General features: G+C 71.3%; 21 protein-coding genes. 4 read left to right on the top strand and 17 right to left on the bottom strand.

Going from position 1 to position 24,507, the window contains the following annotated elements; translation table 11 throughout:
• Positions 1 to 3: 3 nt before the first annotated feature.
• The 13 genes from FHX52_RS02285 to hrcA all read right to left on the bottom strand — a co-directional run bounded on the left by FHX52_RS02285 (position 4) and on the right by hrcA (position 13,869).
• Positions 4 to 1,590, bottom strand: a complete 1,587-nt coding sequence (locus FHX52_RS02285) for a glycosyltransferase family protein (RefSeq protein ID WP_185747041.1) — start codon at positions 1,588 to 1,590, stop codon at positions 4 to 6.
• A gap of 97 nt (positions 1,591 to 1,687) precedes the next feature.
• Positions 1,688 to 3,430: a 2-isopropylmalate synthase gene (gene leuA / locus FHX52_RS02280; protein ID WP_141819552.1), complete on the bottom strand. Its 1,743-nt coding sequence runs from the start codon at positions 3,428 to 3,430 to the stop codon at positions 1,688 to 1,690.
• Between the two features lie 244 nt (positions 3,431 to 3,674).
• Positions 3,675 to 3,830 (bottom strand): hypothetical protein, encoded by a 156-nt coding sequence (locus FHX52_RS23700; protein WP_185747040.1) that lies wholly within the window; start codon positions 3,828 to 3,830, stop codon positions 3,675 to 3,677.
• Positions 3,831 to 3,869: 39 nt separating this feature from the next.
• Entirely contained in the window at positions 3,870 to 4,235 is a 366-nt protein-coding gene (locus FHX52_RS02275) for a VOC family protein (protein ID WP_141819550.1), read from the bottom strand.
• Between the two features lie 54 nt (positions 4,236 to 4,289).
• The gene (gene era / locus FHX52_RS02270; RefSeq protein WP_141819548.1) at positions 4,290 to 5,249 is read right to left on the bottom strand and encodes a GTPase Era; all 960 of its coding nucleotides are present in this window, start codon (positions 5,247 to 5,249) and stop codon (positions 4,290 to 4,292) included.
• Entirely contained in the window at positions 5,227 to 6,543 is a 1,317-nt protein-coding gene (locus FHX52_RS02265; protein ID WP_141819546.1) for a hemolysin family protein, read from the bottom strand. The genes era and FHX52_RS02265 overlap by 23 nt, the downstream gene beginning before the upstream one ends.
• Positions 6,544 to 6,589: 46 nt before the next feature.
• Positions 6,590 to 7,057 (bottom strand): rRNA maturation RNase YbeY, encoded by a 468-nt coding sequence (gene ybeY / locus FHX52_RS02260; RefSeq protein ID WP_141819544.1) that lies wholly within the window; start codon positions 7,055 to 7,057, stop codon positions 6,590 to 6,592.
• Entirely contained in the window at positions 7,054 to 8,145 is a 1,092-nt protein-coding gene (locus tag FHX52_RS02255; protein ID WP_141819542.1) for a PhoH family protein, read from the bottom strand. Before FHX52_RS02255 ends, ybeY begins: the two co-directional genes overlap by 4 nt.
• A 13-nt stretch (positions 8,146 to 8,158) precedes the next feature.
• Positions 8,159 to 9,691, bottom strand: a complete 1,533-nt coding sequence (locus FHX52_RS02250; RefSeq protein WP_141819540.1) for a S10 family peptidase — start codon at positions 9,689 to 9,691, stop codon at positions 8,159 to 8,161.
• Positions 9,688 to 10,044, bottom strand: coding sequence for an HIT domain-containing protein (locus tag FHX52_RS02245; protein ID WP_141819538.1), 357 nt, complete (start codon positions 10,042 to 10,044; stop codon positions 9,688 to 9,690). Before FHX52_RS02245 ends, FHX52_RS02250 begins: the two co-directional genes overlap by 4 nt.
• A gap of 786 nt (positions 10,045 to 10,830) precedes the next feature.
• Entirely contained in the window at positions 10,831 to 11,574 is a 744-nt protein-coding gene (locus tag FHX52_RS02240) for a 16S rRNA (uracil(1498)-N(3))-methyltransferase (protein ID WP_141819536.1), read from the bottom strand.
• Between the two features lie 27 nt (positions 11,575 to 11,601).
• Positions 11,602 to 12,735 (bottom strand): molecular chaperone DnaJ, encoded by a 1,134-nt coding sequence (dnaJ, locus tag FHX52_RS02235; RefSeq protein WP_141819534.1) that lies wholly within the window; start codon positions 12,733 to 12,735, stop codon positions 11,602 to 11,604.
• Between the two features lie 90 nt (positions 12,736 to 12,825).
• A complete protein-coding gene (gene hrcA, locus FHX52_RS02230; protein ID WP_141819532.1) occupies positions 12,826 to 13,869 on the bottom strand; it encodes a heat-inducible transcriptional repressor HrcA in 1,044 nt (347 codons plus the stop codon).
• Between the two features lie 166 nt (positions 13,870 to 14,035).
• On the opposite strand from hrcA, the gene FHX52_RS02225 reads away from it, so the two are divergent.
• Positions 14,036 to 14,926, top strand: a complete 891-nt coding sequence (locus FHX52_RS02225; RefSeq protein WP_185747203.1) for a DUF3097 domain-containing protein — start codon at positions 14,036 to 14,038, stop codon at positions 14,924 to 14,926.
• Positions 14,927 to 14,963: 37 nt separating this feature from the next.
• Here the strand turns inward: FHX52_RS02225 and FHX52_RS02220 are convergent, their stop codons facing one another.
• The 3 genes from FHX52_RS02220 to hemW form a co-directional block, all read right to left on the bottom strand.
• Positions 14,964 to 16,673 carry a CHAP domain-containing protein gene (locus FHX52_RS02220; protein ID WP_141819530.1) on the bottom strand — a complete coding sequence of 570 codons (1,710 nt, stop codon included), beginning with the start codon at positions 16,671 to 16,673 and terminating at the stop codon, positions 14,964 to 14,966.
• A 131-nt stretch (positions 16,674 to 16,804) separates the two neighbouring features.
• The gene (locus tag FHX52_RS02215; RefSeq protein WP_425460097.1) at positions 16,805 to 18,262 is read right to left on the bottom strand and encodes an aldehyde dehydrogenase family protein; all 1,458 of its coding nucleotides are present in this window, start codon (positions 18,260 to 18,262) and stop codon (positions 16,805 to 16,807) included.
• 5 nt (positions 18,263 to 18,267) lie between these two features.
• A complete protein-coding gene (hemW, locus tag FHX52_RS02210; protein WP_141819526.1) occupies positions 18,268 to 19,503 on the bottom strand; it encodes a radical SAM family heme chaperone HemW in 1,236 nt (411 codons plus the stop codon).
• 60 nt (positions 19,504 to 19,563) lie between these two features.
• On the opposite strand from hemW, the gene FHX52_RS02205 reads away from it, so the two are divergent.
• Positions 19,564 to 20,337, top strand: a complete 774-nt coding sequence (locus tag FHX52_RS02205; RefSeq protein WP_141819524.1) for a peptidylprolyl isomerase — start codon at positions 19,564 to 19,566, stop codon at positions 20,335 to 20,337.
• A gap of 42 nt (positions 20,338 to 20,379) precedes the next feature.
• Positions 20,380 to 21,228: a tyrosine-protein phosphatase gene (locus FHX52_RS02200; RefSeq protein WP_141819522.1), complete on the top strand. Its 849-nt coding sequence runs from the start codon at positions 20,380 to 20,382 to the stop codon at positions 21,226 to 21,228.
• Between the two features lie 81 nt (positions 21,229 to 21,309).
• Here FHX52_RS02200 and lepA read toward each other — a convergent pair whose 3' ends face one another.
• A complete protein-coding gene (lepA, locus tag FHX52_RS02195) occupies positions 21,310 to 23,169 on the bottom strand; it encodes a translation elongation factor 4 (protein ID WP_141819520.1) in 1,860 nt (619 codons plus the stop codon).
• Positions 23,170 to 23,337: 168 nt separating this feature from the next.
• On the opposite strand from lepA, the gene FHX52_RS02190 reads away from it, so the two are divergent.
• Positions 23,338 to 24,504 carry a M48 family metallopeptidase gene (locus FHX52_RS02190; RefSeq protein ID WP_246069574.1) on the top strand — a complete coding sequence of 389 codons (1,167 nt, stop codon included), beginning with the start codon at positions 23,338 to 23,340 and terminating at the stop codon, positions 24,502 to 24,504.
• Positions 24,505 to 24,507: the final 3 nt, after the last annotated feature.

Genomic DNA, 24,507 nt, shown 5'->3' with positions numbered 1-24,507 from the left:
GGTTCACCGTAGGCGACGGCCAGCGCTCCCGGTGCCGCCGGTGCCCCCGGTGCGCAGATCGCGCACGGCCCGCAGCCGCGGTCGCCGCAGGTGCGGCACCCAGAGGTGCACCATGCCGGCGAGGGCGACGACGAGCGGGACGAAGGCGAAGAGGTAGCGCGCCCGCCCCTGGAAGAGCAGGGTGAACGCGGCGATGCCGAGCACCGTGACCGCGAGCAGGACGATCTCGCGGCGGTAGGGCGCCCGCAGCAGCCCGACGCCAGCGAGCAGGAGCACCGTGATCCACAGCGCCTGGGCCAGCTCGGCCCGCAGCGGGTACCACCGCCCGTGCAGCCCGTTGATCTCCTGCACGGCCGCGGCCGCACCGGTTGCGGGAGGCATCACCCCTGGCAGCGAGTCGGCCCCCTCGACCCAGGCCGAGAACATGCCGTCGCCCCAGTTCCAGGCGAGCTTGTTGCCGTAGAACGCGAGCGTGCCGACCGGCCCTCGCTCGGCCCACCGGTCGGCGAGGAACGCACGCGCATAGGCGTCCATCTGCTCAGGCCGGCGCCCCTCGATGGCCGCGACCATCTCGCGGGAGTACGTGCCGTAGTTGGTGACCCCCGACGCGCTCGTCTTCTCGTAAGAGCCGTTGGCCAGCCACCACAGCGGGCTCGGTGACACATCGGCTCGCAGCTGCGAGTTGTCGGCCCCCGATGCGTTCTGCGCGAGGGTCGGCACCGCGACAGCCAGGGCTGAGAACACGACGAGCCCGGCCGCGCAGGCGGCCAGTCCGGCCGCGCGCCGGTCGAGGTGCTGGTGACCGTCGAAGACCGCCACGAGGACGGTGACCGCGACCCCGATGACCATGACGACCGGGGTCGTCTTCAGCGCGTAGGCGACGGTCATCGCGAGGATCGAGATCCCCCACAGGACGATGCGCACCTCGCGGCGCCCCGGCGCGAGGGCGCGGGCCGCGAGAGCGGCACCGCCGGTGACGAACGGCATCGCGTAGAGGTCGGTGTAGGGCACGGCCACCCAGGGGCTCGTGGCGACGAGCACGAGGGTGACGAGCTGGGCAGAGAGGGCGGGACCGCGGCCGGCGACCCGGGTGACGAGGTCGTGCACGGCATGCAGGGTCACGGCGACGCAGACGGCGCTGAGCCCGATGAGCACCTCGTCGGCCGTCAGACCCGCCTGCCGCGCGACCGCGTGACCCCACTGGTCGATGGCGAGGAGCGGGAGGTTGTTCGGGTAGAGCGAGAAGTAGTCGACGCCGAGCGCCGGCAGCGGCTGACCGGAGTCGAGCGTGCGCGCCAGGTCCATCACGACCCGCGCGTCCCAGCCGTATGCGTACTGCCCGGCGAGCCCGACCGCTGCCGTCACGACTCCCCCGCCGACGGCCACCACCGGCGGCACCCAGCCGCGCACGAGCCACCGCGGCATGCGCACGACGAGCGCCACGAGGACGAGGGCGATGACACCGGCGACCACCACCGGCCAGCGGTAGGGGGTGATGACCGGTCGTGGCGCGACGAGCGCCACGAGGGCCACGCCGAGCAGCCCGACCCCGGTGAGCCGCAGCAGCAGGCGGCCGACCGGTGAGTCCATGCGCAGACGGTATCCCAGCGCCGTCCGGGCACGGGTCAGCGGCTCGGGAGGCGCGGCTGTGGCCCGCCGCGCTGGTGCGGCGGGCCTCACTCGCGGCTCAGCCGCGCGTGGCGTCCCGGACGGAGCGGTTGACCGCGGACACGACGGCCTTGATCGACGCCGTCACGATCGACGGGTCCACCCCGACACCCCAGAGCACGCGCTCACCGACGGCGCACTCGACGTAGGCAGCGGCGCGTGCGTCGCCACCGGCCGACAGGGCGTGCTCGGCGTAGTCGAGGACCCGGACGTCCGGAGCGCCCTCGACGGTCGAGAGCGCGTCGACGAAGGCGGCGATCGGGCCGTTGCCTCGACCAGTCACCGTGAGGCTCTCGTCACCGTCGCGCATCGTGGCCTCGAGCGTGCTGACGCCGTCGACGGTCGAGTCGGTCACGACGTTGACGAGCTCGAAACGGCCCCAGGCGCGGCTCGGGTCCGGCAGGTACTCGTCCTGGAACCTCGCCCACAGCTCGGCGGGCGCCACCTCGCCGCCGTCCTGGTCGACGCCGCGCTGGACGACGCCGGAGAACTCGATCTGGAGCCGGCGCGGCAGGTCCATCTGGTGCTCGGACTTCATGATGTAGGCGACGCCACCCTTGCCGGACTGGCTGTTGACGCGCACGACCGCCTCGTAGGAGCGGCCGAGGTCGTGCGGGTCGACGGGGAGGTAGGGCACGCCCCACACGAGGTCGTCGACCGAGGTGCCCTTGTCCTTGGCCTGGACCTCCATCGCCTCGAAGCCCTTCTTGATGGCGTCCTGGTGCGACCCGGAGAAGGCGGTGAAGACGAGGTCGCCGCCGTAGGGGTGGCGCTCGCCGACCGGCAGCTGGTTGCAGTACTCGACCGTGCGGCGGATCTCGTCGATGTCGCTGAAGTCGATCTGGGGGTCGATGCCCTGGCTGAAGAGGTTCATGCCGAGGGTGACGAGATCGACGTTGCCCGTGCGCTCGCCGTTGCCGAAGAGGCACCCCTCGATGCGGTCCGCACCGGCGAGGTAGCCGAGCTCGGCGGCCGCGACCCCCGTGCCGCGGTCGTTGTGCGGGTGGAGCGAGACGACGACGGACTCCCGACGGTCGAGGTGGCGGATCATCCACTCGATCGTGTCGGCGTAGACGTTGGGCGTGATCATCTCGACCGTCGCGGGCAGGTTGATGATCATCTTGTGGTCGGGCGTCGGGTCGAGCACCTCGATGACGGCGTTGCAGATGCGCATCGCGAAGTCGGGCTCGGTGCCGGTGTAGGACTCCGGCGAGTACTCGTAGTAGATCTGCGTGTCGGGGATCGTCTCCTCGAGCTTCTTGATGAGGCGGGCACCCTGGACGGCGATGTCGATGATGCCGTTCTGGTCGAGCCCGAAGACGACGCGGCGCTGGAGGATCGAGGTCGAGTTGTAGAAGTGGACGATCGCCTGCTTCGCCCCACGGATCGCGTCGAAGGTGCGCTCGATGAGGTGGTCGCGACACTGCGTCAGCACCTGGATCGTCACGTCGTCGGGGATGTGCCCGCCGTCGATGAGCTCGCGGCAGAAGTCGAAGTCGGTCTGGCTCGCCGACGGGAAGCCGACCTCGATCTCCTTGTAGCCCATCTTCACGAGCAGCTGGAACATCCGCAGCTTGCGCTCGGAGTTCATCGGGTCGATGAGCGCCTGGTTGCCATCACGCAGGTCGACCGCGCACCAGCGCGGGGCCGTCTCGATGCGCTTCGTCGGCCACGTGCGGTCGGGCAGGTCGAACGGGATCTGCTCGTGGAAGGGCTGGTACTTCTGGAACGGCATACCCGACGTCAGCTGGGGGTGGATCATCTCTGCACTCTCTTCGTCTGCGTTTCGCTCGGTGTCCGGCCGGACACGGGAAACTCCGCGACGAGGAGGGCCGGGGTCAGGCCTCGTCGCGGCAGAGAAGAAGGAGGCTCACCGCTCGCACGCCTTCACCGTATGCCGGGTCGCCGCGTCACGTCCACCCCTCGGGACCGCTGCCCGGATCGTGAGACCTCGCGGGCGCGCGTCACACGACGACGGGCCCGGACGACAGGCCGTCGAGGCGGGCTCAGGGGGCCGGAAAGTCGGCCTCGACCGGCGGCTCGGTGTCATCCAGCGTGCCACCACCGAGCGCGTCGGCGATCTGTTCCTCAGGGCGCGGGGGGACGTTCTGGTCGTCCTCGAGGACCTCGAGCTCGTGGTCGTGCGCGGCTGTCTCCGACATGTCAGCCTCCTTGCTCCAAGTCTAGGACGGACAGGCGAGTCAGGTGCGCTGACAGACCATCAGCGCGTTGCCGTCGGGGTCCTCGAACTGGACGAAGAGGACGCTGCCGATGTCCTCGACGTCGGAGGTGACCGTCACCCCGAGCCCACGCAGGTGGGCGACCGTCGCGCTCATGTCATCGGTCCAGAGAAAGAAGCGAGGCGGCCCCGCCGCCTCGACGTCCGGCCGGTTGGCGTCGAGCGCCAGCCGGGTCTCTCCGTCGGTGGGGATGTCGTAGATGGTGGCGCCGTGGGACGCCACCCCCTGCTCGAAACCCAGCAGGGCGGCATACCACCGGATGGCCGAGGCCATGTCGCGGACGGGGATGAAGACCTGGCCGACACGGCACTGGATCGGGCTGCTCATCCCGGCAGGCTAGGGGCGCCCACCGACGGCGCGACATCGCCCGCGCCGCAGTCGCTAGAAGCCGAGGCGCTGCATCTGCTTGGGGTCGCGCTGCCAGTCCTTGGCGACCTTGACGTGCAGGTCGAGGTAGACCCTCTGGCCGAGCAGCTCCTCGATCGCCTTGCGGGAGTTGGTGCCCACCTCGCGCAGCCGGGAGCCCCCCTTGCCGATGACGATGGCCTTCTGGCTCGGCCGCTCGACGAAGACGTTGACGCGCACGTCGAGCATCGGGCTGTCGGCGGGGCGCCCCTCCCGAGGGACCATCTCCTCGACGACGACCGCGAGCGAGTGCGGCAGCTCGTCGCGCACGCCCTCGAGGGCTGCCTCGCGGACCAGCTCGGCGATCATGATGATGTCGGGCTCGTCGGTCATGACCCCGTCGGGGTAGAGCTTGGGCGAGCGCGGGAGGTAGGACGACAGCAGGTCGCGCACCTGGTCGACCTGCTCCCCCGACACCGCCGAGCACGGGATGATCGCGTCCCAGTCGCCGAGCTGGTCGATGGCCATGAGGTGCTCGGCGAGCTTGTCGCGGTCGACGGTGTCGGCCTTGGTCGCGATCGCGACGACCGGCCGGCGACGCACGGAGCGCAGCTCGGTCAGCTCGTTCGCGATGAAGGCATCGCCCGGGCCGGGGCGCTGGTCGGCAGGCAGGCAGAAGCCGATGACGTCGACCTCGAGGAGCGTCTCGCGCACGAGGTCGTTGAGCCGCTGGCCGAGCAGGGTGCGCGGCTTGTGCAGCCCGGGGGTGTCGACGAGGATCAGCTGCGCCTGCGGCGTCGTCGCGATGCCGCGGATCGTGTGCCGCGTCGTCTGCGGCTTGGAGCTCGTGATCGCGACCTTCTGCCCCACGAGGGCGTTGGTCAGCGTCGACTTGCCGGCGTTGGGCCGGCCGACGAGACAGGCGAACCCGGCGCGGTATGCCGCCTGGTCGCCGTCCCGGGATCCCGTGCCGTCAGTGCCCGCTCGCGTGCCCATGGGCGTCCTCCGTGTCGGTGTGGTGCAGGTCAGTGTCCTCTGCCGTGACGCGGTGCACGATGACCGAGGCCACGCGGTGACGACGCCCGGCCATGCGCTCGGCCGTCAGCTCGAGCCCGGCGATGCGGGCCGAGGAGCCGACGATCGGCACCCGGCCGATCGCCTTGGTGAGCAGGCCGCCGACGGTGTCGACGTCCTCCTCGTCGATCGTGACGTCGAAGAGCTCGGCGAGGTCGTCGATGTCCATCGACGCGGGCACCCGCAGCGTGCCGTCCTCGAGCTGCTCGACGCCCGGCGCCTCACGGTCGTGCTCGTCGGCGATCTCTCCGACGATCTCCTCGATGATGTCCTCGATCGTCACGAGGCCGGCAGTGCCGCCGTACTCGTCGACGACGATCGCGAAGTGGTTCTGGTCCCGCTGCATCTCGCGGAGCAGGTCGTCGACCGGCTTGCTCTCGGGCACGAAGTGCATGGGGCGGGTCACCTCGGTCGCCAGCCGTTTCGCGTCCTCCGGGGCGGCGTTGAGCCGCCGTGCGACGTCTTTGAAGTAGAGCAGGCCGCGCACGTCGTCGCTGTCCTCGCCGACGACGGGGATGCGCGAGAAGCCGGAGCGCAGGAAGAGCGACATCGCGCTGCGCAGCGACTTGTCGGCGTCGAGCACGACCATGTCGGTGCGCGGCACCATGATCTCGCGCACGACGGTGTCGCCGAGCTCGAAGACCGAGTGGATCATCTCTCGCTCGTCGTCCTCGATGACGTCGGACCGGCCGGCCATGTCGACGAGGTCGCGCAGCTCCGACTCCGTCTGGAAGGGGCCGTCGCTGTAGCCCTTGCCGGGGGTGACGGCGTTGCCGAGCACGACGAGCAGCTTGGCGACCGGGCCGAGCACGCGCCGCAACCCGACGGCGAGCGGCGCGCTCCACAGCGCGACGGTGTCGTAGTGCTGGCGGCCGAGGGTGCGCGGCGAGACCCCCACGACGACGAAGGACACGACGGCCATGATCGCGATGCTGATGAGGGCCCGGCTCCACGTCGACTCGACCTGCCCGGCCACGGCGAGCGTGACGAGCACCGCTGCGGTCGCCTCGGCGACGACGCGGAGGAAGGCGATGACCGAGAGGTATGCCGCGGAGTCGCCGACCACGACCATGAGCGACTTCGCGCCGGAGCGGCCCTCGTCGTAGAGCTCCGCCGCCCGCACCCGCGACATCCGGAAGATGGCCGCCTCGGACGCCGAGAGCACGAAGGCCATGGCGATGCTGATGAGGGCCGGGAGGACGAACTGCGGGAGCATCAGGGTCTCTCGTGGGTGAGCGGCGGTGTGGTCGGTGCCGGATGGCTCACGTGCCGGGTCGGCCCCGGGTGGCGAGGAAGGTGAGGAGGAGCTGGCGCTGGAGCTCGAACATCTCGCGCTCCTCGTCGGGCTCGGCGTGGTCGTAGCCGAGCAGGTGCAGGATGCCGTGGGTCGTGAGGAGCAGCATCTCCTCCATCGGGGCGTGCCCCGCCTCGGCGGCCTGCCGCGTCGCGACGGACGGGCAGAGCACGATGTCGCCGAGGGTGCCCTCCTCGGGCTCCTGGCCCTCGCGGCCGGGACGCAGCTCGTCCATCGGGAAGCTCATGACGTCGGTCGGGCCGGGCAGGTCCATCCACTGCACGTGGAGCACCTCCATGGCCTCCTCGTCGACGAGCTTGATGCAGAGGTCGGCCTGCGGGTGGACCCGCATCTGCTCGAGGACGTACTTCGAGCAGGCCAGCAGCTCGAGCTCGTCGACCTTCTCGTCGGTCTCGTTGAGGACGTCGATGCTCACGCCCGGGCCTCCCGGGCGCCGTGGGCACGTCGCTCGCGGGCAGCCGCGGACGTCTTGCGCTCACGCTTCTCGCGCTTGGCCTCGTCGGCCTCGTAGGCGTCGACGATGGCGCTGACGAGCCGGTGGCGCACGACGTCGTGCGAGGTCAGCTCGGCGAAGTGGACGTCCTCGACCCCCTCGAGGATGTCGCGCACGACCCGCAGCCCCGAGCGGGTGCCGCCCGGGAGGTCGACCTGGGTGATGTCGCCGGTGACGACCATCTTGGAGCCGAAGCCGAGGCGGGTGAGGAACATCTTCATCTGCTCGCTCGAGGTGTTCTGTGCCTCGTCGAGGATGATGAAGGCGTCGTTGAGCGTGCGTCCGCGCATGTAGGCGAGCGGTGCCACCTCGATCGTGCCCGAGGCCATGAGCCGCGGGATCGTCTCGGGGCTCACCATGTCGTGCAGGGCGTCGTAGAGCGGCCGCAGGTACGGGTCGATCTTGTCGTTGAGGGTGCCGGGCAGGAAGCCGAGGCGCTCACCGGCCTCGACGGCAGGCCGGGTGAGGATGATCCGGTTGACCTGGTGGGCCTGGAGGGCGGCGACGGCCTTGGCCATCGCGAGGTAGGTCTTGCCGGTGCCGGCCGGGCCGATGCCGAAGACGACCGTGTGCTGGTCGATCGCGTCGACGTAGCGCTTCTGGTTGAGCGTCTTGGGCCGGATCGTGCGGCCCCGGCTGCTCACGATGTTCATCGTCAGCACGTCGGCGGGTCGCTCGGCAGACTGGTTGCGCAGCATCCCGATCGAGCGCTCGACGGCGTCGCGGTTGAGCGGCTGGCCGAGGTCGACGATCGTCAGGAGCTCGTCGAGGAGGGTGTCGATGATCTCGAGCTCGCCGGTCGGGCCGCTGAAGGTCATCTCGTTGCCCCGCACGTGGGTGTCGACGAGCGGGAACTGCCGCTCCATCGTCCGCAGCAGCTCGTCGCGCGGGCCCAGCAGGGCGACCATCTCGATGGGCGGCGGGATGCGGCGGGTCAGCACGGGTGCGTCGGAGTCCACGGGGCTGACAGGGGCGCTCGACTCGGGGCCGGGTGAGGAGGCGTCATTCATCGTGATGTCGAGTCTACGTGCGACCGGCGGAGCTCCTCACCACGAAATCTGCGAGATCCGCACTCTGGCGGCGGCGGGTCGGCTCGTGGACGTACATCATGTGCCCGGCCTCGTAGTAGGCGTGCTCGATGTTGGCGCGCAGCGCGTCGGGCAGCTGGAGGTGGGCGACGACGTCCTCGGCGGCGAAGTGCGGGGTGGCCCCGTCGTAGTAGCCGTAGGAGACGTGCACCCGCAGGTGCGGGTTCTGGCGCATCGCGCGCTCGAGCTGCGGCGAGACGTCGATGGGCCGGCCCTCGAAGTCCTTGAACGACCAGGGGTGGACGAGGCGCGAGATCTGCTCGTAGTGCAGGTCGCTGTCGAAGCCGAGCTCGTCGCGGACGTAGTGGTTCCACGTGGCGGCATACGGGCCGGCGATGGCGTCCATCGAGGGGTCGGCGTCCATGCCCTCGGCGATCGCGCTCGCGGCGGGGCCGGTGAAGCGGCCGTCGAGTCGGCCGACCGAGAGCCGCTGGTCGCGGAGCAGCTCGGTGAAGAAGCGCCAGTGCTCGATGCGCAGGTCGGCGCGGTCGACGTAGTCCTCACCGAGCCCCGTCAGCCGGGCGAGGGTCGCCACCGCGTCACGCCGCTCGGACGGGGCCAGCCGGGCACCACGGGAGAGGACCCACGGGTAGTCGCGGGCGGCATACGCCTCCGCCTCGTCGAGGACTCCCCTCAGGCCACGGCGGCCGTGCTTGCCGTGGTAGTGGGCGATGGCGGCATACGTCGGGAGGTAGAGGGCGTGCGCGCGGTCGTTGCGCTGCTTGTCGAAGTCGATCGACGACAGGTCGAGGACGCTGGAGATGAGGATGAGCCCGTTGAGGTACATCCCGTACCTCTCCTGGAGGTGCCCGGCGAGCGCCGCGCCGCGCAGGGTGCCGTAGGACTCCCCCGCGATGAACTTCGGCGACATCCAGCGGCGGTGGCGTGACGTCCAGAGCCGGATGAGCTCGCCGACCGACTCGATGTCCTTCTGGTAGCCGTGGTAGTCGCCGGGCTTGCCGCCCTCGACCGCGCGCGACCATCCGGTCGACATGGGGTCGATGAAGACGAGGTCGCTGACGGCGAGGAGCGACTCCGGGTTGTCGACGAGGTCGTAGGGCGGCGGCTCGAGCGCGCCGACGTCGCCCATGACCACGCGGCGGGGGCCGAGGAACCCGAGGTGCAGCCAGACGCTCGAGCTGCCGGGCCCACCGTTGAAGGCGAAGGTGACCGGCCGCTTGCGCACGTCCGCGCCGTCGAGCACGTAGCTCGTCAGCGACAGCTCGGCGCGAGCCTTGTGACCGCCGAAGGTGCCGTCCTCGTGGTGCTCCTCGCGCAGCACCACTCGTCCGGTCGTGGCGGTGTAGCGCAGCTGGCGGCGCCCGACGCGCAGCGTGTGGTGCGTCGTGACGAGGTCGTCGACCGGCTCCTTGGGCTCGGGTTTGCCGTTCGAGTCCGTGGACGTGCCTGTGGCAGAGGGCTTCTCGCGCTCAGAGGCGTTCTTGTCGGTCTCGGTCGTGTCGCTCACAACAGCCACTCCTCGCTGAAATGGACACCCGCGAGCACGTGGACGTGCGCGTGGAAGACGGTCTGGCCCGCGCCGCTGCCGGTGCTGACGACCATCCGGTGCGCGTCGGCGACGCCCTCCTGCTCCGCGACCTGCTGGACGAGGCGGAAGACGTCGGTGAGGTCGTCGGAGGATGCCGCGAGGGCTCCCATCGTCGGCTCGTGCCGCCGCGGGACGACGAGCACGTGGACCGGCGCCGCTGGGTTGATGTCGCGGAATGCGATCGACCGCTCGGTCTCGGCGACGCGGTCGGAGGGGAGGTCGCCGGCGACGATCCTGCAGAAGATGCAGTCGTCGGGCGTCTGCTGGCTCATGCCTGAACCCTAGGGACGTCGACCCCACCGCGCACCTGCGTCGACGAGCCGGTATGCCCCCCTCCCGCCCATTCGAGGTGATCCCGCCACCCACGTGAGGTCCGCTATCACCTCCACCCAGCCGGATGGCATACCGGATCGAGGTGATCCCGCCACCCACGTGAGGCCCGGGATCACCTCCAACCGCAGGGGGTTTCACCACCGACGAGCAGGTATGCCGCCCTCCCACCCGTTCGAGGTGATCCCGCCACCCACGTGAGGTCCGCTATCACCTCCACCCAACCGGACGGCATACCGGATCGAGGTGATCCCGCCACCCACGTCAGGGCCAGGATCACCTCCAACCGCAGGGGGTTTCACCACCGACGAGCAGGTATGCCGCCCTCCCGCCCATTCGAGGTGATCCCGCCACCCACGTCAGGGCCAGGATCACCTCCAACCGCAGGGGGTTTCACCACCGACGAGCAGGTATGCCGCCCTCCCGCCCATTCGAGGTGATCCCGCCACCCACGTCAGGCCGGGGACCACCTCGACCCAGCCGGACGGCATACCGGATCGAGGTGATCCCGCCACCCACGTGAGGCCCGGGATCACCTCCAACCGCAGGGGGTTTCACCACCACGAGCCGGTATGCCGCCCTCCCGCCCATCGGAGGTGATCGCGCCACCCATGTGGGGCCCGGCATCACCTCAAATCGGGGAAGGTTGAAGCCCCATTGGAGGTGATCGCGCCACCCACGTGGCACACGGGATCACCTCGAGTCGGGGGTGGGCTCGGAGGTCTGGGTCAGCGCCAGCGGGTGGCGGCGTTGATGACGGCCAGGGCCGCGGGGCCGGCGGAGGAGGACCGGAGGATCGTCGTGCCGAGCCGCACCGCTCGGCCGCCCGCAGCCGTCAGGGCCTCGAGCTCGCGGGGCGATATGCCTCCCTCGGGGCCGACGACGACGAGCACCTCGCCGTCGGCGGGCAGGTCGAGGCCGGCGAGCGGCGACGTCGCCTCCTCGTGGAGCACGACCGTCAGCGCGGACGCCTGCACGCGCGCCACGAGCGCGGGGAGGTCGACTACGGCGGAGGTGAGCGGCAACCGGGCGCGGCGGGACTGCTTGGTCGCACGCGTGACCACGGAGGTCCACTTGGCGAGCGACTTCGCGGCACGCTCGCCGCGCCAGACGACGACCGAGCGCTCCGCCTGCCACGGCACGACCTCGTCGACACCAAGCTCGGTGGCGGCCTCGATCGCCTGCTCGTCGCGGTCGCCCTTGGCCAGGGCCTGCACGAGGACGAGGCGCGGCTGCGGGCAAGGCTCGTCGGTCACCTCGACGACCCGGCCGGACACCCGGGTGCGGTCGACCTCCTCTGCCTCGCAGAGGACACTGCGCCCGGCGCCGTCGGCGACGAGGTAGCGCTCGCCCGGCCGCACCCGCACGACCGTGGCCGCATGACGGCCTTCGTCGCCGTCGAGCACGAGCACGCCGCCGGCGGCCGCGGCTGCGACCGCCGCGGCGTCCCCGAGGAAGAGCTGGTGGGTCACCGCGAGCACTCCCCTGCGCTCACGACGTCACTTCTCCTTGAAGGCGTCGCGCAGCTTGCCGAAGAGCCCCTTGTTGGCGGGCGCGAGTCGGCCCTCCGGACGCTCCTCGCCGCGCAGCGCCGCGAACTGCTGGAGCAGCTCGCGCTGCTCCTCCGTGAGCCGCGTCGGGGTCTGCACCGTGGCGTGGACGAGGAGGTCGCCGCGGCCACCGTGGCGCAGGTGGGTGACACCGAGGCCGCGCAACGTGTGGATCTCACCGCTCTGCGTGCCGGGCTTGATCTCGAGGTCCTGCATGCCGTCGAAGGTCGAGAGCTTCAGCGTGGTGCCGAGCGCAGCCGCCGCCATGGGCAGCTCGACGCTGCAGTGCAGGTCGTCGCCCCGCCGGGTGAACGTCTCGTGGTTGACGACGCGGATCTCGACGTAGAGGTCGGCGTTGGGCCCGTTCCCCGGGCCGACCTCACCCTCGCCGGTCAGCTGGATGCGGGTGCCGGTGTCGACGCCGGCGGGCACCTTGAGCTTGAGGTTGCGACGCGTGCGCACGCGCCCGTCGCCGGAGCAGTCGTGGCACGGGTCGGTGAGGTTCGAGCCGTAGCCCTGGCAGTTGACGCACGGGCGTGAGGTCATGACCTGGCCGAGGAAGCTCCGCTGGACCTGCTGGACCTCGCCCGCACCCTTGCAGATGGGGCAGGTCTCTCGGCCGGTGCCCGGCTCGGCCCCGTCGCCGCCGCAGCGGGCGCACCCGACGGCCGTCTCGAGCGTCAGCTCCTCCTCGGAGCCGAAGACGGCCTTGGCGAGGTCGATGTCGAGGCGCACGAGGGCGTCCTGGCCGCGCTGCACCCGCGACCGGGGTCCACGCGCCCCACCCTGGGCGCCGGCGCCGAAGAAGGCGTCCATGACATCGCTGAAGGAGAAGCCCGCGCCCGCGCCGTAGCCCGCGCCGCCGCCGCTGGCGAAGGGGTCGGATCCGAGGTCGAAGGAGCGCCGCTTCTGCGGGTCGGAGAGCACGTCGTAGGCCTGCGAGACCCGCTTGAACTCCTCCTCGGCCTCCGCGCCCGGGTTGACGTCCGGGTGCAGCTTGCGGGCGAGGCGACGGTAGGCCTTCTTGATGTCCTCCTGGCTCGCGTCGCGAGCCACCCCGAGGACGGCGTAGTAGTCGTTCAAGCTGAGGTTCCTTCGTGGGACGTGGTGCGGGTGGTGCCGGTGCGACGGTGCTCCGGCGGCTGGCCTCGTTGCGGAGGGTGGGGATCTGCGTCAGGTGGTCTGGTTGGCGTCGAGGATCTCGGAGACGTAGCGCGCGACGGCCCGGACCGAGGCCATCGTCAGGGGGTAGTCCATCCGGGTCGGCCCCAGCACGCCGAGGCTCGCGACCCGCTCGGCTCCCGAGCCATACCCCATCGAGACGAGCGAGGTCGACTGCAGCCCGGTGACGGGGTTCTCGGAGCCGATGCGCACGGACACGAGGTCGGGGTCGTCACCGAGCTGGCCGAGGAGGCGCAGCAGCGTGACGTGCTCCTCGAGGGCCTCGAGGATGGGGCCGATGGTGCGCGGGAAGTCGGTGCCCGCGCGGGCGAGGTTGGCCTGGCCGGCCAGCACGACCCGCTCCTCGCGCTCCTCGACGAGCGCGTCGCCGAGGGCCGACACCACGGCCTCGGTCACGGCCCGGTCGGTCTCGGGGGCGTCCTCGACGAGGTGGCGCAGGCGGGTCGCCGCGTGGGTGAAGGGCACGCCGGCCGCGACCTCGTTGATGCGCGAGCGGATCGAGGCGACGAGGGCCTCGCCCTCGGCGTCCACGAGCGAGCGACCGGTGTCGACGACCCGCTGCTCGACGCGGCCGGTGTTGACGATGAGCACGATCATGAGGTGCGTCGCACCGATCGGCACGAGCTCGATGTGGCGCACCGTCGAGCGGGTCAACGAGGGGTACTGCACGACCGCGACCTGCCGGGTCAGGCTGGCGAGCAGCCGCACCGTGCGGTCGACGACGTCGTCGAGGTCGACGGCACCCTCGAGGAACTGGCTGATCGCCCGACGCTCCCCCGGGTTGAGCGGCTTGACGGCGCTGAGCCGGTCGACGAAGACGCGGTAGCCGGCATCCGTCGGCACGCGCCCGGCCGACGTGTGCGGGGCGTGGATGAGGCCCTCCTCCTCGAGCAGGGCCATGTCGTTGCGCACCGTCGCCGCGCTCACCCCGAGGTGGTGTCGTTCGACGAGGGCCTTGCTCCCGACGGGCTCGGAGGTCTGCACGTAGTCCTGCACGATGGCGCGCAGCACCATGAGCCTGCGGTCCTCGCTCATGCGGCCTCCCTCGCTGCTCGTGCGCACGTCTGGCACTCTCGATTGACGAGTGCCAAGTCTACGCGGTCGGCCGCCGTTGCACCGAACGGCGCGGCCGGTGTCGAAGGTCGCGGCCCTCCCCCGGGCGTGGCGTCGGAGCGCACGCCGACCGGACGGCATACGCTGCCTGACCGTGTGCCCTGACGACCGCTACGGCAACGACGTGCTCTCCGGCGACTGGCGCGCCCCCAAGCGGGGCCGGTCGACCGACCTGCCCGCCGAGCGTGACCTCGTCGTCGAGGAGGTCGAGACGGGCTGGGTGGGCGCCGTCGTGCGGGTCGAGAAGGCCGGCGGTATGCGTGTCGTGCACCTCGAGGACCGCCGTGGGCGCACGAAGGCCTTCCCCCTCGGACCCGGCTTCCTCGTCGACGGCCGTCCCGTGACGCTCACCCCTCCCCGCACCGCGGCCCAGGCGCAGCTCGCCGACGCGCTCCGCGCGCAGTCGCGCACGGCTTCCGGGTCGGTGGCGGTGCACGACGCCCGGGCCCGGGTCGCGAGCGGCTCGCGCATCTACGTCGAGGGGCGCCACGACGCCGAGCTCGTCGAGAAGGTGTGGGGCGACGACCTGCGCATCGAGGGCGTCGTCGTCGAGATGATGGACGGCGTCGACGACCTCGCCGGCATCATCGCCGAGTTCCAGCCCGGCCCCGGGCGACGGCTCGGCGTCCTCGTCGACCACCTCGTGCCGGGCACGAAGGAGGCGCGCATCGTCGAGCAGGCGCGCTCCCTGCCCGGGCTCGCCGCGCACGTGAGGATCCTCGGCCACCCCTACGTCGACGTGTGGCAGTCGGTGCGTCCCGAGCGGCTGGGGTGGCAGCGCTGGCCGGTCATCCCGCGAGGCACGTCGTGGAAGCACGGCATCTGCGCCGAGCTGGGCTGGCCGCACGACACCCAGACCGACATCGCCCTGGCCTGGAAGCGCATCCTCGGCACCGTGCGCACCTACGCCGACCTCGAGCCGACCCTGCTCGCGAGCGTCGAGGAGCTCATCGACTTCGTCACGGAACCGGTCGCCTGACGGGTCCGTCCCCGCCCGCGTCGCGTCGCGTCGCCCCTCAGCGCAGCACGTAGCCGGTGATGTCGGCCTTGACGTATGCCGCCGCCGACGACCTCACGCGGATCGCCCCGTCCGGTCCGATCGGCACGACGATGGTGTTGACCACGGTGGCGGCAGCGGGGTACTTCACCGTGGCGTACGGCGTCTCTGCGGCGCCGCTCGGGTAGGCGGTGAGGTAGCCGCCCGCCGTGGGCGACACGGCGGTCACGGTGACGGTGACGGCGCTGACGCCCGAGGACGGCACCCCCGCCCGGCCGAGCACCGGCACGATGGGTGCCGAGCCCGCGCTCACCCGACCCGCGGGGTAGCCGAGGCCGCTCTGGCTGTCGAAGACGCGCGTCGGCGTCAGGGCGACCTGGTCGCCTCCCGAACGCAGCCACCCGACGATGTCGACCATGACGTCCGTTTGGGCCGACGAGTGGATCTTGACCGCCCCTCCCGTCCCGACGCGCGCCACGACGAGGCCCGTGCCGGCCTTACCGGCCTCGTAGCGCACCTGCGGCGCCGCGGGCCGAGTCGCCCCCGACGGGTAGGTCGTCAGCCAGCCTCCGGCCGTCGCGCCCGACGACGACACGTCGAGAAGGACCGCCGAGGCGCCGGAGGTCGGGACGCCGGCCCGGCCGGTCACGGTGAGGCTGAGGGTGCCGCCCGCGGCGAGCTTGGCCTTGGTCGCAGACAGTCCGGTGCGCGTGTCGAGCACCCGCACCGGCGCCCCACCCGCGACGTTGCCTCCGGTGGCCGACCAGCCCACGACGTCGGCCGAGAGGTCGGTCGTGGCAGAGGTGTAGATGCGGACCTTGCCGTCGGAGCCGACCCGGGTCATGACGCTCGTCGTGTTGGGCCGCGCGGCTGTGACGGACGCCGCACGCGCCGTCGGCTGCGTCGTCCCGGACGCGTGCACCGTGAGGTAGCCGTCGGTGGCGGGGGTCGTCGCGTTGATGTTGAGCAGCACCTTGTCGACGCCGGAGGTGGGCATCCCTCCTCGGCCGGTGACCTGGAACGTGACCGCCGACCCGCCCGTGACGCGCGCCTTCGGGGCGCCGTTGCCGGTCCGGGTGTCGAGGAGGCGGACCGGGCCGGCGACCTGCCAGGACGTGTCTGTCGTCGGCGCGCTCGTGCCTTGGTCTTTGAAGTGGATGAAGCCGGTGGGCCAGCGACCGCCGGTCAGCGTGATGCGGCGCCACCGGAAGTCACCGCCCCAGTTGTCTTCGGAGACAAGGATCTCCGAGGGTGAGATGACCTTCTCGACGTAGGCCACGTGCCCGGTCGCGGAGTAGGACGTGTTCCACCACGCGACTGCGCCTCTGGCGGGGCTGTTGTTCGTCTGCGTCGGGAAGGACGGACCCCAGTTGTAGGCGTTGCCTGTCAGGGAGGCCGGCTTGACGTTGGGCAGACCGTTCTTGACGAGGCGGTAGGCGACGTAGTTCGTGCAGTTGTGGCCCGTCGTCTGGCGCCAGTAGCTCGTCGACGAGACCGCCTTGTAGCTGCTGTCGGGGTAGCCCGCCGCGTTGCACGAGTCGTAGCCGGTGCAGAGGACGATCCACTCGGCCGAGCGGGCCGGTGCCGTGAGGCCGACGCTCGCGAGCACGGCGAGCACGAGCGCCAGCACCGGCAGGAAGCGCCGCCGCGTCCGCCGCCACGTCCGCCGCCGCGCCGGGACGGGTGCCGCAGGGGTCTGGCTGGCTGCTGGACATGCGGCTGCACTCACCGTGAGACTCCCGTCGTGGGCATCGGGTCCCTACGGAATCTAGGACAGAAGCGTCACCACGTCACTGCTTTCTCATAAATCCCTTGCGACACGCCGCGCCCCTCCGGCGACATTTCGCCCGCGTGTGCTAGTCAGCGGCGGCGACCCGGGAAGACGAAACGATCGATGATCCGTCGCTGGGCGGGTGTCCTCGGCGGGCGGACGACGGCCGTCGCGTCCGGCCGCAGGGGCTGGCGCAGCACCGCCTTGGCGTGCGAGAAGAGGTCGATCGAGAACTCGCCGTGGTAGGCCCCCATGCCGCTCATGCCGACGCCGCCGAAGGGCAGCTCGGGAACGGCGAGGTGGGCCAGGGGGATGTTGAAGCTGAGGGCTCCCGAGGACGTGTCACGGACGAACCGCCGCCTCGTCTCGGGCTTCGACGTGAAGACGTAGAGGGCGAGCGGCTTCTCGCGGCCGGTGATGATCTCGATGGCCTCGTCGACGCCCGAGACCTCGACGAGGGGCAGCACCGGCCCGAAGATCTCCTCCCCCATCACCGGGTCGTCGAGCGAGACCTCGTCGAGCACCGTCGGCGCGAGATAGCGAGTCGAGACGTCGCTCTCGCCACCCGTCACGACCTTCGCGGGGTCGATGAGCTCGATCAGGCGACGGAGATGGCGCGCCGTGATGATGCGCCCGTAGTCAGCCGAACCCCGGGGATCCTCGCCGTAGGTGTCACGAATCGACTTGAGGAGCAAAGGCTTCAGCGCATCGAGGGTCTGCCGCGTGCCGAGCACGTAGTCCGGCGCGACGCAGGTCTGCCCGGCGTTGGTGAACTTGCCCCAGACGAGGCGACGCGCCGTCGTCTCGAGGTCGACACCGTCGTCGACGAAGGTCGGCGACTTGCCGCCGAGCTCGAGCGTGACGGGCGTCAGGTGCCTGGCCGCCGCCTCGAGGACGATGCGCCCGACGACCCCGTTGCCGGTGTAGAAGATGTGGTCGAAGCGCTCCGTGAGCAGCGCCGTCGTCTCCGGCACGCCGCCTTCGACGACGTGCACCGCCTCGGGGTCGAGGTGCTGCGACATGAGCCGCGCGATGACGGCCGACGTCGCCGGCGCGACCTCGCTCGGCTTGACGACCGCGGCGTTGCCGGCGGCCAGCACGCCGACGAGCGGCCCGAGGGTGAGCAGCACGGGGTAGTTCCAGGGAGCGATGACGAGCACGACCCCGAGCGGCTCGCGCACGACCTGGGCCTGCCCGGGCTGCACGCGCAACGGCACCGAGACGCGGCGAGGGGCGAGCCACCGGCGCAGGTGCTTCAGGGTGTGGTCGATCTCACTCACGACGAGACCCATCTCGGTGAGCCAGAACTCCTCGGCGCTCTTGCCGAGGTCGGCGTCGAGTGCCTGCGCGATCTCGTCGTGGTTGTCGATGAGCAGCTCGCGCAGGGCCTTCAGCTGCGCCTCACGCCACGCATACGGCTTGGTGCGCCCGCTGTCGAAGGTCCGCCGGGCCTGCGCCACGACCGAGGACACGGTGGATGCCACGTCGGACTCGGCCGTCGATGTGGAGGAGGCGAGGTCAGTCATCGGGTTCCTTTGCTGGATCAGGTCTTTCACGCCGCCAGGAGGCGGTGGACAACAGTGTCGGCGAGGAGCCGGCCGCGCCGGGTGAGAACCACCCGACCGCGAGCGACAGCGGCCGCGCCGTCGATGAGGCCGTCGGCGATGAGGCCCGCGACCGCTCCCCGGCCACCGGTGCGGAGGTCGTCGACGGGCAGCCCCTCGACGAGACGGGTGCCGAGCAGCACCCGCTCGTCGTGGCGCTGCTCGTCGGTGAGCGACTCACGCGCCTGGGCGGGCGACTCCCCGGAGCGCAGGCGGGCGGCATACGCGCTCGGGTGCTTGACGTTCCACCAGCGCACCCCGCCGACGTGGCTGTGGGCGCCCGGGCCGACGCCCCACCAGTTGGTGCCCGCCCAGTAGGCGATGTTGTGCCGGCAGCGCGTCTGCTCCGAACGGGCCCAGTTGCTCACCTCGTACCAGCCGAAGCCGGCATCGGCGAGCAGCCCGTCGGCGAGCTCGTACTTGTCGGCCTCGTCGTCGTCCTCGGGCATCGCCACGAGCCCCCGGCGCACCTGCGCCGCCAGCTTCGTGCCCTGCTCGACAACGAGGGCGTAGGCCGAGATGTGGTCGGGCTCGAGGGCGATCGCCGTCTCGAGGCTGCGGCGCCAGTCGTCCAGCGACTCCCCCGGCGTGCCGTAGATGAGGTCGACACTGACCTGCATGCCCGCCGCGCGGGTGGCTGCGACCGCACGTGCCACGTTGTCGGGGTCGTGCGTGCGCTCGAGCGTCGCGAGCACGTGCGGCACCGCCGACTGCATGCCGATCGACACGCGCGTGAAACCGCCCTCGGAGAGCTGCGCGAGCGACTCCGGCGTGACGGAGTCGGGGTTCGCCTCCGTCGTCACCTCGGCGCCGGGTGCCAGCCCGAAGCGCTCCCGTATGCCGCTCAGCATCCTCACGAGGTCGCCCGACCTCAACATCGTCGGCGTTCCACCACCGACGAAGACCGTTGACACGGCGGGCGCCTCGTCACCGAGCACCCGCCGGGCGAGGTCGACCTCGGCGAGGGCGGCGTCGGCGTAGGTGTCGACGCCGATCGTGGCCCCGAGGCCGCCGAGCTCGGTGAGGGTGTAGGTGTTGAAGTCGCAGTAGCCGCACCGCACGGTGCAGAACGGCACGTGCACGTAGATGCCGAGCTCGGTGCCCGCGATCGACGCCAGGGCCGCTGCTGGGAGCTCGCCAGAGACGGGTGCGGGGTCGCCGTCGGGGAGGGCGGAGGGCGGCATACCTCGATTGTCTCAGGCGAGCACGGCGCCGCCGACAGGCCGTCGGCCTACGCTGGTGGGATGAGTGGCGCGGGCGAGCGCCAGCCCCCACCGGCCGTGCCGTCGCTGCGCACAGCCGTGCTGCTGGTGCTCGCCGCCCTCGGAGCCGCTGCGGCCCTGCTCCTCGTGTCGACGTGGACCGGGGATCCGTCGCCGGGGAGTCCGACGAGCTCACCGACGCCCGCGACGACTCCGCCGGGGCGGGCGGCCGGGGCGGTCACGTGCAGCGCGCCGCCGCCAACCCCCGCCACGGTGCCCCACCTCGCATCGGCGCCGGCACCTGCGATCGCGGCCGGAGCCCGGTGGCGCGCCACCCTGACGACGACGTGCGGCGTGATCCGGCTCGAGCTCGACGGAGCGGCCGCCCCGGCGACGGTCGCGTCGTTCGTGACCCTGGCGCGGTCCGGCTACTGGTCTGACAGCGTCTGCCACCGCCTGACGACTCGCCAGGCGGCGACCGGCTTCCTCCAGTGCGGTGACCCCACGGGGCGCAGCCTCGGCGACCCCGGCTACGGCCTGCCCCTCGAGAACGCACCCCCCGGCGGCCACTATGTGCGCGGGATGGTGGGCATGGCTCGCGGAGACGACGTGCGGGGCACCGCGGGCGAGTTCCTCATGGTGCACCGAGACTTCACCGTGACGGCCGGCGCCCCCGTCTACTCCGTCTTCGGCCGGGTCGTCGAGGGCCAGGAGATCATCGACCACATCGCAGCGCAGGGCGGCGAGGACACCCGACCGGACGCGCCACCGTTCACCTCGATCAGCGTCCTCACCGTGAGCGTGGTGCGCGACTGACGCCCCGGCGGGGTGCAGCCCGTGCTCGCATAGGCTGCTGGGGTGTATCGCCCCCAGTGGATCGACCTCGACGGCGTCGTCAACATGCGCGACCTCGGCGGCCTCCCGACCGAGTCGGGTGAGCTCGTGCAACCCCGCCGACTGCTGCGCTCCGACAACCTCCAGGACCTGTCGCCGGAGGCGATCGACACGCTCGTGACCCGCTTCGGTGTGAGCGACGTCGTCGACCTGCGCACGCACGTCGAGCTGGCGAAGGAGGGCGACGGACCGCTGCGGGCCGTGGTGCACGTCCGTCACCACCACCACACGCTCTACCGCGAGGACTCGGTCGAGTCGGGCATCCCCGCGGCGGAGCGCGCCCTCCCGTGGGAGACGGACGAGCGCCGCGAGGCGGCAGCCGCTGCTGCGCAGGCCTCGGCCGCCGGTGGCCGCGCGGACGACGAGCACCGCCGCAGCCACGAGCAGTTCTGGTCGGAGCACTACCTGTCCTACCTCGCGACCCGCCCGGACTCCGTCGTCGCCGCCCTCGACGCGATCGCGTCGAGCGAGGGCGCTGCGATCGTGCACTGCGCCGCCGGCAAGGACCGCACCGGTACCGTCGTCGGGCTCGCCCTCAAGGTCGTCGGCGTGCCCGACGACCTCGTCATCGCCGACTACGCCGCGTCCGCCGAGCGCGTGCCCGCGATCATGGCGCGCCTGCGCTCGAGCACGGCGTATGCCGCGAACCTGCAGGACAAGACCGTCGCCCAGCAGTCCCCGACCACCGACACGATGCGCCTGCTGCTGCAGACCCTCGACGAGCGACACGGCGGCGCCATCGGCTGGCTGGGCACCCAAGGATGGACCGCAGCCGACACCGACCGCCTGCGCCGCAAGCTGCTCGGCGACTAGGCGGGCGACGAGACCGCACCGGACGGCATACCTGCGCCGGTGAAGCGAGCGACGTCGTGACCCAGGCTGGAGCGCGACGCGCTACGAGCCCTTCTTGCCCTTGTCGCCGTCGCTCGAGAGCGCGGCCACGAAGGCCTCCTGGGGGACCTCGACGCGGCCGACCATCTTCATCCGCTTCTTGCCCTCCTTCTGCTTCTCGAGGAGCTTGCGCTTGCGGCTGATGTCGCCGCCGTAGCACTTGGCGAGGACGTCCTTGCGGATGGCGCGGATGTTCTCGCGCGCGATGATGCGCGAGCCGATCGCGGCCTGGATCGGGACCTCGAACTGCTGGCGCGGGATGAGGTCCTTGAGCTTGCTCGCCATCATGACGCCGTAGGCGTAGGCCTTGTCCTTGTGGACGATCGCGGAGAACGCGTCGACCGTCTCGCCCTGGAGGAGGATCTCGACCTTCACGAGGTCGGCCACCTGCTCCCCGTCGGGCTCGTAGTCGAGCGAGGCGTAGCCGCGGGTGCGCGACTTCAGCTGGTCGAAGAAGTCGAAGACGATCTCGGCGAGCGGCAGCGTGTAGCGCATCTCGACGCGGTCCTCGGAGAGGTAGTCCATGCCGCGGAGGCTGCCGCGCTTCTGCTGGCAGAGCTCCATGATCGCCCCGACGAACTCCGACGGCGAGAGGATCGTGGCGCGCACGATCGGCTCGCTCACCTCGCGGATCTTGCCGTCGGGGTACTCGCTCGGGTTGGTGACGTGCACGGCCTTGCCGTCGTCCATCGTCACGTCGTAGACGACGTTGGGCTGCGTCGAGATGAGGTCGAGGCCGAACTCGCGCTCGAGGCGCTCCCGCACGATCTCGAGGTGGAGCAGGCCGAGGAAGCCGACGCGGAAACCGAAGCCGAGGGCGGCCGAGGTCTCGGGCTCGTAGACGAGCGCGGCGTCGTTGAGCTTGAGCTTGTCGAGGGCCTCGCGCAGGTCGGGGTAGTCCGAGCCGTCGATGGGATAGAGGCCGGAGAAGACCATCGGCTTCGGGTCGCGGTAGCCGCCGAGGTCCTTGCTGGCGGGCTTGCTCGCGTTGGTGACCGTGTCGCCGACGCGCGACTGGCGCACGTCCTTGACGCCGGTGATGAGGTAGCCGACCTCGCCGACGCCGAGGCCGTTGCTCGGCACCGGCTCGGGGCTGATGACGCCGATCTCGAGCAGCTCGTGGGTCGCCCGCGTCGACATCATGACGATCTTCTCGCGGGGGTTGAGGTTGCCGTCGACGACGCGGACGTAGGTCACGACGCCGCGGTAGGTGTCGTAGACCGAGTCGAAGATCATCGCGCGGGCGGGCGCGTTCGCGTCACCGGTCGGGGCCGGGATCTGCGCGACGATGGTGTCGAGGAGCGGCTCGACGCCCTCGCCCGTCTTGCCCGACACGCGGAGGCAGTCGTCCGGCTCGCCGCCGATGAGCTTGGCGAGCTCTTCGGCGTACTTCTCCGGCTGGGCGGCCGGCAGGTCGATCTTGTTGAGCACGGGGATGATCGTGAGGTCGTTCTCCATGGCCAGGTAGAGGTTGGCCAGCGTCTGCGCCTCGATGCCCTGTGCGGCGTCGACGAGGAGCACCGCTCCCTCGCAGGCAGCCAGCGACCGCGACACCTCATAGGTGAAGTCGACGTGACCCGGCGTGTCGATCATGTTGAGCGCGTAGGTCGTCGACGCGCCGGCGGCGTCCTCGACGGCCCACGGCATGCGCACGGCCTGGCTCTTGATCGTGATGCCGCGCTCGCGCTCGATGTCCATGCGGTCGAGGTACTGCGCGCGCATCGCCCGAGGGTCGACGACGCCCGTCTTCTGCAGCATCCGGTCGGCCAGGGTCGACTTGCCGTGGTCGATGTGGGCGATGATGCAGAAGTTGCGGATGAGGTCCGGCGGCGTTGCGTGGGGCGCCAGCGCAGTACGGGCCATGGGCGACACGGTGGGACGAACCTCGCAGGATGGGGAGTGGGGATCGGGATGGCGCGGGTCGGGTGGGCCGACGCCCGCTGCCACCGGCACAGTCTCCCACGCTTTCGCCGTATGCCGTGACGGCTGCCGACGTGGCCGAGGTCAGTGTCGTGCCGCACAATGGCGCCCATGCGCGCCCAACCCATGCTGACGCTGCCGGTCGCTCCGGGGTCACACCTGCCGCTGCGCCGCTACGTGCGCCACCCGCGAGAGATCCTCGTGCTCGTCCTCGCCATCATCGCCTCGCTCGTCCTGCTCGTGCTCGCCTTCGACGAGATCCTAGCCGCCAACGACGAGGGGCGCGCACCCGACGTCTACGCGCTCGCCCTCATCTTCGCGCCGCTGCTCGTGTGGTTCGCGCGTGGCCAGCTCTGGGCCCAGCAGCGGCTGAACGGCATCAAGCTGACCCCGGAGCAGTTCCCCGAGGCCTACGCAATGCTCGTCGATGCGGCCGCGCGCTCGGGGCTGTCGTTCGTCCCCGACGCCTACGTCGTGCTCGGCAACGGGGTCATCAACGCAGCCGCATCGGGTCACGGCTTCCGGCGCTTCGTCTTCATCAACAGCGACCTGCTCGAGGTCGGTGGCGCCGCCCGCGAGCCCGAGGCGCTGCGCTTCGTCATCGCCCACGAGGTCGGCCACATCGCGGCGGGCCACGTCAGCTACTGGCGCATCCTCGGCACGTTCGCCTCGCAGTGGATCCCGGTCGTCGGCTCGACGCTGAGCCGCGCTCAGGAGTACACCGCCGACAACTACGGACACGCGCTCGCCCCGCAGGGTGCCCGGCTCGCGATGGCGACCCTCGCGGGCGGCAAGTACCTCAACCGCTCCGTCGACGTCGACGCGATGGCCGACCGGGCCGTCACCGAGCCGGGGTTCTTCGTCTGGGTCGTCAACGCGTCGTCGTCGCACCCGGTGCTGCTCTGGCGCATGCACGCCCTGCGCGACCGGCGCCGCCCCGGCCGCCTCCTCTGGCGACCCCGCGAGCCCTGGCTCTGGGGCGAGGCTCCCGCCCCGGGCACCTACGCGCTCCCGGCGATGGTCGGCTTCCAGCCCACGACCCCGACGGGAATCGGCGCGGGCGCCGACGACCGGGCGGTCCGGGCCGACCTGCCGGTGGGCCAGCCGGCGTGGCCGCAGCGCACCCCCGCTGCCCCGACCACCCCGCTCCCGGTGGCACTGACGGCACCCGAGCCCGCGGCATACCGCCCCGTCGACACTCCCTCGGTGACGCCTCCCTACGACCCGACGGCACCCCAGCCAGAGCGGGAGTCCGAGCCCGACCGCTGGCGCCCCTGAGGG

This window comes from Humibacillus xanthopallidus (assembly GCF_006717145.1).
Lineage (GTDB): Bacteria > Actinomycetota > Actinomycetes > Actinomycetales > Dermatophilaceae > Humibacillus > Humibacillus xanthopallidus.
Note: the sequence above shows the minus strand (reverse complement) of the source record. Positions and strands in the feature narration are given on the sequence as shown.

Coding starts and splice junctions, on each gene's coding strand:
- FHX52_RS02255 (WP_141819542.1), bottom strand. CDS start 8,145: ATGAATGACGCCTCCTCACCCGGCCCCGAGTCGAGCGCCCCTGTCAGC.
- lepA (WP_141819520.1), bottom strand. CDS start 23,169: ATGGCCCGTACTGCGCTGGCGCCCCACGCAACGCCGCCGGACCTCATC.
- leuA (WP_141819552.1), bottom strand. CDS start 3,430: ATGATCCACCCCCAGCTGACGTCGGGTATGCCGTTCCAGAAGTACCAG.
- FHX52_RS02285 (WP_185747041.1), bottom strand. CDS start 1,590: ATGGACTCACCGGTCGGCCGCCTGCTGCTGCGGCTCACCGGGGTCGGG.
- era (WP_141819548.1), bottom strand. CDS start 5,249: ATGGGCACGCGAGCGGGCACTGACGGCACGGGATCCCGGGACGGCGAC.
- FHX52_RS02275 (WP_141819550.1), bottom strand. CDS start 4,235: ATGAGCAGCCCGATCCAGTGCCGTGTCGGCCAGGTCTTCATCCCCGTC.
- FHX52_RS02190 (WP_246069574.1), top strand. CDS start 23,338: ATGCGCGCCCAACCCATGCTGACGCTGCCGGTCGCTCCGGGGTCACAC.
- hemW (WP_141819526.1), bottom strand. CDS start 19,503: ATGCCGCCCTCCGCCCTCCCCGACGGCGACCCCGCACCCGTCTCTGGC.
- FHX52_RS02245 (WP_141819538.1), bottom strand. CDS start 10,044: ATGAGCCAGCAGACGCCCGACGACTGCATCTTCTGCAGGATCGTCGCC.
- FHX52_RS23700 (WP_185747040.1), bottom strand. CDS start 3,830: ATGTCGGAGACAGCCGCGCACGACCACGAGCTCGAGGTCCTCGAGGAC.
- FHX52_RS02265 (WP_141819546.1), bottom strand. CDS start 6,543: ATGCTCCCGCAGTTCGTCCTCCCGGCCCTCATCAGCATCGCCATGGCC.
- hrcA (WP_141819532.1), bottom strand. CDS start 13,869: ATGAGCGAGGACCGCAGGCTCATGGTGCTGCGCGCCATCGTGCAGGAC.
- FHX52_RS02205 (WP_141819524.1), top strand. CDS start 19,564: ATGAGTGGCGCGGGCGAGCGCCAGCCCCCACCGGCCGTGCCGTCGCTG.